This window comes from Pseudoalteromonas sp. TB64, assembly GCF_000498095.1.
Classification (GTDB): domain Bacteria; phylum Pseudomonadota; class Gammaproteobacteria; order Enterobacterales; family Alteromonadaceae; genus Pseudoalteromonas.
On sequence record NZ_AUTQ01000152.1, the window covers coordinates 1 to 12,937 of the forward strand.

Annotated in this window: 14 protein-coding genes and 1 pseudogene; 5 read left to right on the forward strand and 10 right to left on the reverse strand. The window is 35.9% G+C overall.

The features are described from left to right. Positions 1-166: 166 nt before the first annotated feature. Positions 167-748 (forward strand): hypothetical protein, encoded by a 582-nt coding sequence (locus L647_RS0112235; protein ID WP_024611342.1) that lies wholly within the window; start codon positions 167-169, stop codon positions 746-748. Positions 749-1,019: 271 nt separating this feature from the next. Here the strand turns inward: L647_RS0112235 and L647_RS0112240 are convergent, their stop codons facing one another. The 8 genes from L647_RS0112240 to L647_RS0112280 all read right to left on the reverse strand — a co-directional run bounded on the left by L647_RS0112240 (position 1,020) and on the right by L647_RS0112280 (position 5,819). Further along, positions 1,020-1,460 (reverse strand): hypothetical protein, encoded by a 441-nt coding sequence (locus L647_RS0112240; protein WP_081706984.1) that lies wholly within the window; start codon positions 1,458-1,460, stop codon positions 1,020-1,022. Positions 1,461-1,509: 49 nt separating this feature from the next. Further along, the gene (locus L647_RS0112245) at positions 1,510-1,956 is read right to left on the reverse strand and encodes a hypothetical protein (protein ID WP_024611344.1); all 447 of its coding nucleotides are present in this window, start codon (positions 1,954-1,956) and stop codon (positions 1,510-1,512) included. A gap of 106 nt (positions 1,957-2,062) precedes the next feature. Then, positions 2,063-2,404 (reverse strand): hypothetical protein, encoded by a 342-nt coding sequence (locus tag L647_RS0112250; protein ID WP_024611345.1) that lies wholly within the window; start codon positions 2,402-2,404, stop codon positions 2,063-2,065. A 570-nt stretch (positions 2,405-2,974) separates the two neighbouring features. Beyond that, the gene (locus L647_RS0112260) at positions 2,975-3,412 is read right to left on the reverse strand and encodes a GTP pyrophosphokinase (RefSeq protein WP_024611347.1); all 438 of its coding nucleotides are present in this window, start codon (positions 3,410-3,412) and stop codon (positions 2,975-2,977) included. Positions 3,413-3,493: 81 nt separating this feature from the next. Further along, positions 3,494-3,865, reverse strand: a complete 372-nt coding sequence (locus tag L647_RS0112265) for a hypothetical protein (protein WP_024611348.1) — start codon at positions 3,863-3,865, stop codon at positions 3,494-3,496. 68 nt (positions 3,866-3,933) lie between these two features. Beyond that, on the reverse strand, positions 3,934-4,569 hold the full coding sequence (locus L647_RS0112270; protein WP_024611349.1) for a DUF4272 domain-containing protein: 636 nt from the start codon (positions 4,567-4,569) through the stop codon (positions 3,934-3,936). Positions 4,570-4,614: 45 nt separating this feature from the next. Continuing rightward, complete coding sequence (locus L647_RS0112275) at positions 4,615-4,920, reverse strand: MGMT family protein (RefSeq protein ID WP_024611350.1); 306 nt, start codon at positions 4,918-4,920, stop codon at positions 4,615-4,617. Positions 4,921-4,922: 2 nt separating this feature from the next. Then, the gene (locus L647_RS0112280) at positions 4,923-5,819 is read right to left on the reverse strand and encodes a LysR family transcriptional regulator (protein ID WP_024611351.1); all 897 of its coding nucleotides are present in this window, start codon (positions 5,817-5,819) and stop codon (positions 4,923-4,925) included. Between the two features lie 122 nt (positions 5,820-5,941). On the opposite strand from L647_RS0112280, the gene L647_RS0112285 reads away from it, so the two are divergent. Both L647_RS0112285 and L647_RS01000000124145 read left to right on the forward strand, forming a co-directional pair. Beyond that, on the forward strand, positions 5,942-7,024 hold the full coding sequence (locus tag L647_RS0112285) for an efflux RND transporter periplasmic adaptor subunit (protein ID WP_024611352.1): 1,083 nt from the start codon (positions 5,942-5,944) through the stop codon (positions 7,022-7,024). A 2-nt stretch (positions 7,025-7,026) separates the two neighbouring features. Beyond that, positions 7,027-10,090: pseudogene (locus tag L647_RS01000000124145) on the forward strand (efflux RND transporter permease subunit). A 269-nt stretch (positions 10,091-10,359) separates the two neighbouring features. Here L647_RS01000000124145 and L647_RS0112295 read toward each other — a convergent pair. Continuing rightward, positions 10,360-10,692, reverse strand: coding sequence for a PBPRA1643 family SWIM/SEC-C metal-binding motif protein (locus L647_RS0112295; RefSeq protein ID WP_024611353.1), 333 nt, complete (start codon positions 10,690-10,692; stop codon positions 10,360-10,362). 275 nt (positions 10,693-10,967) lie between these two features. Here L647_RS0112295 and L647_RS0112300 point away from each other — a divergent pair, with 275 nt between their 5' ends. Continuing rightward, complete coding sequence (locus tag L647_RS0112300) at positions 10,968-11,222, forward strand: hypothetical protein (protein ID WP_024611354.1); 255 nt, start codon at positions 10,968-10,970, stop codon at positions 11,220-11,222. Between the two features lie 36 nt (positions 11,223-11,258). Next, positions 11,259-11,843 carry a hypothetical protein gene (locus tag L647_RS0112305; RefSeq protein WP_024611355.1) on the forward strand — a complete coding sequence of 195 codons (585 nt, stop codon included), beginning with the start codon at positions 11,259-11,261 and terminating at the stop codon, positions 11,841-11,843. 14 nt (positions 11,844-11,857) lie between these two features. Here the strand turns inward: L647_RS0112305 and rluF are convergent, their stop codons facing one another. Continuing rightward, the gene (gene rluF, locus L647_RS0112310) at positions 11,858-12,856 is read right to left on the reverse strand and encodes a 23S rRNA pseudouridine(2604) synthase RluF (RefSeq protein WP_033024413.1); all 999 of its coding nucleotides are present in this window, start codon (positions 12,854-12,856) and stop codon (positions 11,858-11,860) included. Between the last annotated feature and the right edge of the window lie 81 nt (positions 12,857-12,937).

Sequence of the window (12,937 nt, forward strand, 5' to 3'; positions counted from 1 at the left end):
GTCCAAAACGCCAATTAAAACAACACCAAACTCCCACTTTATATTCTGCATAAAATACAGTAATCGATTGAACCAAAATAGGAACTCAGCTATGGTTTGTTTATCAATAAAAATAAATAAAAAAACGAGTTAATCTACAGGCTCGTTATGTTTCAGGTGAGGTTTGGTGAATAATATTTGTGAATTCATAAAAAATAATATTAGATTTGTACTTGCCATTACAGCAAACATATTTGCCTTATTCGCTTCTGTTTGGTGGCTTATTGATAGTAACTGGAATACTAATAAACCAATCGAAATAGAACCAATAGTCTCTAGTATTGCTTTAACTGCGGCGTTACTAGGTTTAAATTTTGTAAATGACAAACTAACTAAGCCACGTCTCAAGATTAAATTGAGTATATCATTTGCTGACAACCCGATAACTGGGCGACAACAAGGTATGAATATTGAGGTAGAAAACCATTCAATCCTTAAGGTTTTCATTCGTGGGTTTCAGATTGATTACGTAGGTAAAGATTACTGTGCAAAATTATTGTATGAAGGGTTTACTGATTATCCATTACCAAATGTAGTGCTCGAACCTGGTCAAGCATTCTCATTTAATGTTGTTAAAAAAAATCTTAATGGTGCTCCTACAAACCTTAATGAATTTGGTGATTTAGTTGTTAAAACAGATGTTGGCCATAGGTTTATTGTTCCAGCGAAAGAGGTCAGGAAGCAGCTCGGTTACTTGATGAGTTCTTGAAATATAACAAGAAATCAAACAAGGACCGAGAATAAACTAGACATCCATCCTAAATTTTCACTTTCTTGGGTTAATAATTAGAGTGGCTGTCTAGTTTAGTTATAAATTTAATAACTTGCTTAATTGCTGAGGTAATACTCGGACAACTATGTCCTAGTTATTCCTTTTTATTTTCCACTCAGATAAAAAATCATCTATAAGGTCAAATAATTCATAATCGTCTGTTGTAAATGAAGGTCGATTATATTTACTTATAAATATACACTTAATACTACACCTCTAAATATTTTCTAATTGACGCCCAGTCGGGATAAAGTGAAGTACCAAAGTGTAACAATTTACCTTCAAATTCACTTTGGCAACGTCCTGTATGATTGTCATCTATTAAGTACTGCCCTTTTAATAAACTTTTGTTAGGGCTGATAATTAATCTATTTACCATTTCAAAACCTAAGTGCTGCTCAACCCAAATGCGTTTTTCGGTATAACATAACGGATTTTTTACTGACGGAGCAGTTAAAATATAAGGTGTGTATTTATCAGAATCTAATAAAGCGTTAACGGCGTTAATTGCACCAGGCAAAGGACGTAATTTAGTATAAAAACCATATTGAGATTGAGGAAATTGAATCGCCGGATTTAATTTAAGATCTTGATTCGCAGTCTCGGTAAAATTACAAAGAACATCGTCCATATCAATGTAAACAATCATATATTTCCTAATTTTAAAATCAAGCATGCAAATTTACTACACGTGATAACTATTTTTTTATTATAAAAAGTATTAAAAATACGAAGCCATTTAATGCTATAGAGCATGTACTTAACAACAAGCCATTTATTACATGTTCATTATGTATTTGGCTAATTGACTTTACAGGCGACTCCCTTTCATACTTTATGCGCTCAGTAAATGAATCGTCCATACGAATATAACGAAAAAGAACATAACCCTTACCGCTCACAGTAAAAATTAAGCCTAACCAACCTGATGCCACCCATGGCATAAAGGCAATAAAACCAAATAAGTAGCACAAAAAATATAAACGGTTACCCATGTAGTCTGTGGCTACTTTTAGAATTATTTGTTCTCGTTTATTTTTGGGGATTCGTTTTGTAAAAAGCAGCCTTTGTTGGGCATCTAAGCTCATATGCGCGTAATCATCCGGATGACGACTCGATATGTCTTTTTTATTTTTTGCATTCATTCATATATTATCCATTAAAAAATCAATAATAAACCAATAAAAAAAATCCATATTACGAGCAGCCTTCAAGTTGATCTACTTGATTGTTATTCACTCAATTTCATTTTCAGTTAAATTTACTATTTGTATAAATACGATTTAATATTTCATAAACAATACGGGAATATAAATGATAATGCGTTGAATCGTTGGGGATATAACTGACCGTTTTGATAAAATAAATCTTACCTGTTTTATTAATAAATGATTGCAGAGCGAGTTCAACCGACTCTTTTATTTTATCAACAGACACCACACTACTCAAACCAACATTCATTGCTTTTAACTTAATAAACTGGATACTTTTAACTTCGATGTCAGATAGTTCAATTTGCAAATAAGCATCAAACCCGCCACCGCATTGGAGCGCGCCAGTATAGATATTATCGCCATTATTATAAATTCTCAAAATAGCCCTTACCGCTTAAATATTTTTAAACAAACCAGAAAAATATAATAATTAAAGTGATTATAACTACTTTAATTATTATATTTTTGTTTAAACCATAAAAAAATGCAGGGTAATATAACGCAGCTAATGGAATTGATAACCAGACCAACATAGGCAATATAGAACTACTTACTTCTGAGTGAGGTTGTTTAGCCATATAGCTCACCCAAAAATAAAGAGTAATACTCTGCATAACAGCAAATACGCTATAAGTAGTGACTCGAGCACGCCTACCTTTTAAAATATCGGCTACNCTGCAATAGCCGGTATAACAAGCCAACAACTTAAAAATGAGGCAATCCATATAGGATCGTCGCCTCTTAAAGTACCAACAGGAATACCGCTTCCTATACCTCTTAATATCCACAATGCCAGTATTGATATAAATAGACAGGCTGTTGCCGAAAACCCTCTAATCAAAAAATCAATGAAGATCGCAGTACCCGACTTATTACATTGCATGTAGTGACCTTATGATAAAAATAATACCTGATTACTGATTACTGATTACTGATTACTGATTACTGATTACTGATTACCGCCAAGCGTGCTGTGTAAAGACTTCCAAGCGCGATGGTATTTAGCTACTCGGCTAAGATCATTTTCGTTAACAGTGTCTAAACGTAATATATTTATATTGTCTTCAATGTCGGCAATTTTTATTTTAGCTGCAAGGCTATTCGTTTTTACACGTTTGATAAATAAGTCGTAACTTTCACCTTTAATCTTGGAAAGACATTGAACGGCATTAACTATATTCGATGGTATGCCTTGTGCTAGCAAGTCGTCAGCTGTGTAATCAGAATCCTCAATCACGTCATGAAGTAATGCAACCGCCTTTTCTTCATCTGTGTCCATTTTTGCCATTAAACGCAGCGGGTGTAGAATATACGTTTGACCCGCTTTATCTTTTTGCCCCGAATAAGCTTTAAGCGCTATAGCTAATGACTTTTCAATTATATCCATTTTTTATTCAACCCTATTCCAACATAAAGTGAGCGTAATAAATGCAATGCAACGGGGATATCACCTTACTTATTAACTGTATTACTCGGTAAAGTTAACTGTTGCAGGGCATTTATAAGTAGCCACGCTGTATTGTAAGCCTATCTCAAAATTATTGTATGCGTATTGCACCAAAACTAAGTTATCTTTTACTGCATCATTTTTTGCTTTTTTTAATAAACAAAGCGGCTTACCATTTATACCCGAAGGTATATAATCAGCAATAATAGGCCCTTGTGAATAGCTATAACGAGAACGTTCTAAACAGGATTCTAATTTAAGGCTGTCATCATCGTTAAATGCATTTAAGTTGTATACTTTTAAATTTGCAGAGCCTGGTTCTTCATCGACTAGGCACACTGAAGAACAGCCTCCAAGTATGACTAAGGTTAACAATCCAAACAACTTTTGCATTTTAATACCTATATATTTAATAAATAATTGGTTTATTTAAATACGTAATAAACGGGTTAATTTTTTTACTACGTATTTTGCGCAATATTATCCCAGTCAGAATCATTATCAAGGCACCACGTTAAACCGCGTCTGCGCTCCATAATAAGGCTCATATTAAAGTTGTCGTTAGATTTAGCGTTTAAATTAAAGTGCCTAGCGCACCACATGGCTCTATAATATAAATCTCTCATTGAATAAACTTCTTCAAAAGGACGTAATTGAATATTTTGGGTGAATTTTTCAGGACCTTCTTCATTTTGTAAATTTGGGCAGTAATCAATCATATCATCAGGGATTGGCTTATTAATACTAAGCTCATCAAATTTACTCATAACCCAAATTAATGACCAAAGAGACTCCAAATACCAATGTAAGTTTACTTTGTCTTGCTCCTCTATGGTGTCTTGCGATAACGCTAAAATAGCTATTTCAGCGTCAGACAATGAGCTTGTTAAGTTATTATCATTAATATATTTTTTTATATCTTCGATAGGCGCATTAAAAGCAATATTAATCATCGCATTCATAATAAGTGCTCGGTCTATAATTTCTTTCGGACTCCTCATGGTGGTTAATTCGCAAGAGGGCAACCAATCACACACTTCGCCATTTAAACTCAAAATTATTTTTTCGTTTTCGGTCTTTATTTTATTAAAATCCACGTCTATTAATCCTTATTAAACTTAACTGTATGTAATGCTGAATAATTAAATCCAGCGATGCAATTTTATATTCACTTTATCACTTTTAAAACTAACACCTTCTGATAAAAGCTTTTCACGTTGCTCTTGGTATTTATCGCTTCCCTCAGGGAACGATATTTTACCTTGGCTATTTACTACGCGATGCCATGGAATACTCGAATCTTTAGGCATCATTTTTAATAAACGACCAACCAAACGTGAATTTTGAGGATAACCTGCAAGCGCAGCTACCTGCCCGTAGCTTGCCACAGAGCCTGCTGGTATTGAGCCAATGACAGTAAAAATAAGTGTTTCTTTATCAATATCCATTGTTAACTGGTCCTGGAGTATTCCTTACTTAATTGTTTAAATTGATCCCAAATAGTACGCGCTACAGGACCATGATGAATTGCATGTTGCCTAAACGCTCTAATTTGCGCACTAAACTTATGCTCTCTATCTGTTATATGTATTTCTTGTAGTAAGCCCGCTTTAATTTCGGGAGCGCAATGCGCTAAACTCATCATTGCCCATCCAGCACCTGAAAGTAAAAATGATTTTAAAGTTGATACGTCGTCTATTTTCATCATTGCAGAGCCTTTTGAGTACGATAACCTATCGCTATCTATACTTAAATCGCTTTCAAACATGGCTAAACAGGGATATGTTTGTAGCTCGGTATAGGTGAGTTTTTGAGGGAGCACACCTTTAGCACTTACAATACCTATATCAAGCCTACCTATTGGCACACTTTCTAAATCGCCTGTTGCATGAAATAAGTCAAACCATGGACCAATGCCTAGCTCGGCTTGACCACTATTAACTTGCTCTAACGAGATAAAGCGCTTTCCGCTCGTTAAACTAAACTCAGTGCTAGTAAACAGTCCAAAAGTATTACTTATGATCTCATTATAACTTTGCATATGACAAAGCTGTTCATAACAAATTCTAAACTGCGGTTCATTTCCTAATGATAATTCCTCAGCAAGTTTGCCCAACTCGTCGTTAGCATGCAGTAAGTGCAAAGCCTCTCGGTGAAAAATCCGCCCTTTTTCAGTGAGCTGTAATCTGTACTTACTTCTATCTAGTAACTCAAAGCCTATTTTAGATTCTAAATTTTTGATTGCTAAAGTGAGCGCTGGTTGTGTTTTATGTAGCTTTAAAGCTGCTCCGCTCAGGCTTGCGCTTTGTACTATCGCATCTAAAATTATTAATTGATTCAGCTTCATACACTCCCCCACAACATTATAAATAAAACTTATTGAGTTTCTAAAATTTAATGATTTTTATTTTATATGTTTGCAGCGTATGCTGCACTTAATTATTTTGCCATCTTTGCAACGGAGAAAAAATGCAACTGTTTCGTTTATGTTTGCTAACAACGACTTTACTCAGCTTAATAGCTTGTTCTGAGCCTGAACAACAAGTTAAAAAAGAGCCCATTCGCCCAGTTAAATTATTTAACATTGGGCATGACTCGCAAATAAACATTCGTAGTTTTCCTGCTGAAGTGGTTGCAAACCAAGGCTCATATCTTGCCTTTAGGGTAAATGGCGAACTGATTAAGTTTCCTGTACTTGCTGGCGAGCACGTTGAGAAAGGCGATTTGATGGCAAAACTTGACCCTGAAGATTTTCAGTTACAATTTGACGAACGTAAAGCGCGCTTTGAGCTGGCAAAATCTCAACTTGGGCGTATTGAACAATTGTTTGAGAAAAAAATCACAAGCCAATCAGAATTAGATGAAGCCACTGCCAATATGCAAATTGCTGAGTCTGCATTTAGAATTGCCGAAACAAACCTTGAGTACAGTGAACTTCGCGCGCCATTTTCAGGGACGGTTGCTAAAGTATTTGTTAAAAACTTTGAAAACATTCAAGCTAAGCAAAATATATTACGCCTAGAAACACGCGATTTAATGGATGTAGAAATTCAGGTACCAGAGAAAATAGTCGCTCGCTTACAAAAAGGATCCGACTACCACCCAACCGTAAAATTTGATGGCTTTGACGATAAAGAATACACACTTGATATTAAAGAGTGGGATACCCAAGCAGACCCAGCAACACTTACTTACCAAGTTGTTTTTTCGCTTCCTTTACCCAAGGACTTTAATTTACTTGCCGGCATGACGGGTCGTGTACTAATTGACTTAAGCAAAGTTACTAGCTCACAAGTTGCCTATACTATTTTACCGATTGAATCAGTTTTTTCTGAGCCACAAGAGTCAATTAAAGATAATGCTTATGTATGGATATTTAATCCTCAAACAAGTGAAGTTCGCAAACAAGCGGTAAAAGTAGGTCAACTACATCGCGATGGTATTGAAGTGTTAAGTGGTATTGAAGAAGGCCAAATTGTGGTTTCTGCTGGTGTTAATTCATTAAAAGAAGGCATGAAAGTAAGAGCATGGAATAAAGAGCGAGGCTTATAATTATGAGCTTTGCACAACTCTCCATTGAAAAAAAAGTAATTAGTTGGATGTTTACGCTACTGCTACTAATTGGCGGTAGCGTTTCGTACTTTGATTTAGGCCAATTAGAAGACCCTGAATTTACACTTAAAAAAGCCATGGTTATTACTATGTACCCTGGCGCGTCACCACAACAAGTTGAAGAAGAAGTTACTTTTCCAATCGAAAATGCAATACAACAACTTCCCTATGTAGATTACGTAACGTCTATTTCATCGAATGGTAAATCGCAAATTTCTGTCGAAATGAAAAGCACTTATCGAAAAGAGCAGCTTCGCCAAATTTGGGATGAAATGCGCCGTAAAATTAACGACCTTTCCCCTTCATTACCTAGCGGTGTTTACCCAAGTACTATTTTGGATGATTTTGCCGATGTGTATGGTGTTATGTATTCGGTGACCGGTGATGGCTACTCTTATGATGAACTAAAAGATTATGTTGATTACTTAAAACGCGAGTTAGTCCTTGTTAAAGGCGTAAGTAAAGTCACTATTGCTGGGGAGCAACAAGCGCAAGTAATGATAGAAATGTCTACTCGTAAATTAGCGCAGTTAGGGATTGCCCCAAGTCATATTTTTGAATTATTACAATCACAAAATACAGTGTCTAACGCGGGTAAAATTCGCGTGGGTAGTGAATCGATTCGTTTGCACCCTACCGGTGAATTTAAAGATGTAGAAGAACTCGAAACGCTTATTATTTCAAAACCTGGTGCAAGTGAGCTTATCTATTTAGGTGATGTAGCAACGGTTTTTAGAGAATACGCCGAAGTCCCTAGTAACATTATTCGTTTTAATGATAAGCAAGCACTTTTAATCGGTATTTCGTTTACCTCGGGCGTTAACGTAGTTGATATTGGTAGACATATAGATGAGCATTTAGCATCACTTGAATACCAACGCCCACATGGCATTGATATAAGTTCGGTGTATAACCAGCCAAAAGAAGTTGAAAAATCAGTTGATGGATTTATTGTTAGCCTACTTGAAGCAATAGCGATTGTTATTGTTGTGCTGTTGTTATTTATGGGTATGAAAAGCGGTATTTTAATTGGTGGGATTTTACTTCTTACCGTATTAGGTACGTTTATATTCATGAAATTGTTTGCTATAGATTTACAGCGTATATCCTTAGGCGCGCTTATTATTGCTTTGGGTATGCTAGTAGACAATGCAATTGTGGTTACCGAAGGCATACTTATAAACCTTAAGCGTGGTCAAACAAAACTAAAAGCGGCAATAAATATTGTTGAACAAACAAAGTGGCCATTATTGGGTGCCACTGTTATTGCGGTTACTGCATTTGCGCCAATTGGTTTGAGTTCTGATGCGAGTGGAGAATTTGCCGGCAGTTTGTTCTGGGTTTTATTTATCTCACTTTTATTAAGTTGGATAACGGCAATTACACTAACACCATTTTTTGCTAATTTAATGTTTAAAGAAAACGAATTTAAAAACGATAAAGGTCAAGAAGACGAAGACCCATATCAAGGTATCATTTTTAATTCTTATAAGGCCATTTTAGACTTATCTTTACGCTTTAGAAAAACGACTCTTATTTTAATGGTTGTTTTACTGTGCAGTGCCGTTGTTGGTTTTGGCTCTGTTAAACAATCGTTTTTTCCTGCATCTAATACGCCTATGTTTTATGTTGATTACTGGCAAGAACAAGGCGCTGATATTCGCTCAACACTTGATGGTGTTAAACAACTCGAAGCCTATTTACAAAATGAAGATTTAGTTGAAGAAGTAACAAGTACAGTAGGTCAAGGTGCTCCTCGATTTATGCTGACTTACGCGCCAGAAAAATCATACCCTGCATACGGGCAGTTAATCATACGTGTTACCGACAGAGAAGCCGTTGCTGTTATTATGCAAAAAGTGCGCGACTACTCAGTAAACCATGCCCTTTCTGCTCAATTAAAAATCAAACCAATGGAAATTGGCCCCTCTACTGATGCAAAAATAGAAGCACGTTTTTCAGGACCCGATCCTGTTATTTTAAGGCAATTAGCAGCGAAAACTGAAGAGTTATTAGGCAGTGACGATGGGGCATTTAATATACGTAATGATTGGCGTGCTCGTACTAAAATGATTCGCCCACAATTTAATGAGCAAAAAGCGCGGCGCTTGGGTATTAGTAAATCAGATCTTGATGATGTTTTACTAACAAGCCTTTCAGGTAAACAAGTTGGTGTGTATCGCGATGGTACGCAGTTATTACCTATCATTACCCGTTCACCTGAAAACGAGCGTTTAAATGTAGAAAGCGTACACGACTTGCAAATATATAGCCCTGTACTGGCTGTGTTTGTTCCTGTCACACAGGTAGTTGATGAGTTTGTTGTTGAGTGGGAAGACAGCCTTATAATGCGCCGCGATCGTAAACGCACAATCACGGTAATGGCTGACAACAATGTTTTAGGCGACGAGACACCAGCAAAACTATTTGCTCGTATTCGTGCTCCTATAGAAAACATAAAGCTACCACACGGATATGAGCTGGAATGGGGCGGTGAATTTGAATCGTCGAGCAAAGCACAAAAAGCTATTTTTGGCTCGTTACCGCTGGGTTATTTAGCCATGTTTGCAGTAACTGTATTGCTATTTAACTCGGTAAAACAACCTCTGGTTATTTGGGCAACTGTACCACTTGCTATTATTGGCGTGAGTGCTGGCTTGCTTGTTATGAACACACCGTTTAGCTTTATGGGGCTGCTTGGCTTGTTAAGCTTAAGTGGTATGCTAATTAAAAATGGAATTGTGTTGGTCGATCAAATAAATTTAGAGCTTCGTGAAGGAAAGCAACCATATCAAGCCGTATNCCGGTGTGAGCCGAGTGCGTCCTGTAGCTATGGCAGCTATCACCACTATATTAGGTATGATACCACTGTTATTTGATGTATTTTTTCAATCAATGGCAGTAACTATTATGTTTGGGCTAGGTTTTGCCACCATACTTACATTAATTGTAGTACCGGTGCTTTATACCGTTATATTTAGAATAGATTATGAACCACGTAAATAGTTAGCCCTATAATTAAAAAGCATTAAAAAATGCCACTGACTTAAGGTCAGTGGCATTTTATTTAATACCAATCTGCTTATATATGGGGTCTATTTAACAATAAGAAAATTGCGCTAGAACTAAGCAAAAATTTTTGTATCTAGTGTTCTAAATAAAAAATTTTAACAACGTTGTAGAGTGATTTAATTCGATAAATTGTTCAAATATTTATGCAGGTTGGTATAAATCATGTGAAATAAGAAAGGCTACTTATTTAGTGGTCAATTAAATTAACCGCAACACTTTTTGTACTTTTTACCGCTACCACATAAACAGGGTGCATTGCGCTCTGGTACTTTATCAAATACTTGTGGCGTTGACTTACTAAGTGCAAAGTCTAGTTCACGAATATCTTCTGGTTCTTGTTCTTTAACTTCAATTGAAGCAAAGAGCGAATGCTCTGCTAATATGGCTTCTATTTCTGAGCATCGTTCAGCCGAGTTTACAATTAACGTTAACGGGTGCAGCTCTGTGCCAACCTTTGCGGTACGTTTTGGTGCAAATCCATTACTGTTATTTTTACCCATTATGTCGGGCTTACCCATAAAGAAAAATTTTGACATGTTACTTCTATAACCTTTCTACATTATTAAGACGGCGCATCTTAACAGTTTATCCAACATATAACTAAGCCGTACTGGTAATGCGCAATATAAAACAGGCTTTAAGAGAGATAAGAGCAATTTAACAACACAACCACGATTTTTAGTGCCTTTGCCTACTAGTTGAACTTAGTATGGTTTGCTAGACAAACATGAAATTCATAATATAGTTAGGTTTATATACGGGTTAAAAATCTATCGTATTGTGTTTATTATCTCAACATTCAGGAAAAGCGTTGGAAAATTTTAAAATTGCGATACTAATAGCAGGCAGTATTTTTATACTTTTTGGCTATCTACGCTTTATAAGCGACGATAATGGTAACGTAAACTTGAACAACTACCGATTTACAGGTGGTATAGGGCTAGTGTTTTTAGGTATGATTAACTGGACACGCGACATAGTTAAACGCTTGCGCTCAAAAAACGCACTATCAGCATTTGCTATCTATTTTGGTATGCTTTTACTTTATATTGGCTTTTATATTTAAGCCGTAACCAATGCAACATTTAATAAGTGATCACCTTTGACTGCAAAAAAATTTCTCTATGAATCTCTTATGTTCTTCCCTTTCTTACCACCGTGGATTTTAATAGAATGGGATGAAAAGGTCGATCCTTCTTTTATTGCTAGCAATACTTATGATTTCTTTTTAAAAACGTTATTTCCAATACTTACAATTATTTTAAGTATAATTATATTTATTTTTTTAAGGAAAAAATACAACGATAGTTATAACTTTAGAGGAAATATTAAAGATTTTATTTCTGAATACGGAAAATTACGTAGTTTACGCGAAGCACTAGGAGTCCCTCTGTTACTTTATTTATGGATGTCGGCTTCGATTTGCCTTTTACCGAAAATTTTTACTCACTACCACGGTGGTGATTCATGGCAGCGAGAATATCAACTAATAAAAGTAGATAAATGCCCAAGGTTTTATGAATATGAATGTTCAGAATTGACAGTTCTTGATTTAACAACGTACAGAAAACGTTCATTTAGGTGGTATGCAGATAAGTATAAACTGGTTAGCTTACAAAACAAAAAACTAACCTTTGTGGGCGTTAAAAGCCCACTTGGATTTGTTGTTGATGAAATACAGTGGTAATTTTTTAGGATAAACTATTTTTTTAGAGTTAATATTTTTCGCGTATTCGTTTTAGAGTCTACCGGCTTATCGTTTTTAATACTTTTAGGTTTACCAACATACGTGGTTGAGCGCTTTTGATAAGGTGCGTTACTGCGCTCATTTTTACGTTCGCTATTAGCGTTACCACGCTCAGAGTTACGATTTGTATTTCGCTCAGTACTACGATCACTATTTCGGTCGCCATTATTAAAGCGTCGTGGGTTTTCTCCCTGAAAATCACGCTTTTTAGGTGCTGAAGCTACATTAACTTCTGATTGCTTATTAGTATCAAGCGAGTGCTCTTGGGTTTTACCAGAATCAGAAATTGAATCGTTTATTTGCGCCATTTCAATATCTGATAAATGACGCCACTGCCCTACTTTTAAACCTTTAAGTGTTACGTTCATTATGCGCGTACGTTTTAAGGTTACAACTTCGTAGCCTAAGTATTCGCACATACGGCGTATTTGACGGTTTAAACCTTGAGTAAGGACTATTTTAAATTCTTTAGGGCCACTTTGCGTAACTTTACATTCTTTAGTGACTGTATCTAAAATAGGCACGCCATTCGCCATTTTTGTAACAAATTGACGATTAAGCGGTTTATCTACCGTAACAACGTATTCTTTTTCGTGATTATTGCCCGCACGCAAAATTTTATTAACAATGTCGCCTTCATTGGTTAAAAATATAAGCCCTTCAGACGGTCTATCTAAACGCCCTATTGGGAATATACGCGTAGGATAATTTACCGCTCGTATAATATTACTTTGAATTTTACTCTCGGTAGTACACGTTATGCCAACCGGTTTATTGTAGGCAATGTAAACGCGCTTCGGCGTGGCTTTAAGAGGCTTACCATCAATTAATACAACATCGGTAGCGGCTANATTAACGCTGACACGACCTTGCTCAATATATTTATCGGCTTCGCGGCGTGAACAAAATCCTGTTTCACTAATAAATTTATTTAAACGTTTTAATTCAGTCATGGCACTTATAGCGTAGTAATTTTTAAGGCGAGTAGTGTAAACCACCCACACTATTTTTTCGCCCCTAATTTAATATTTATA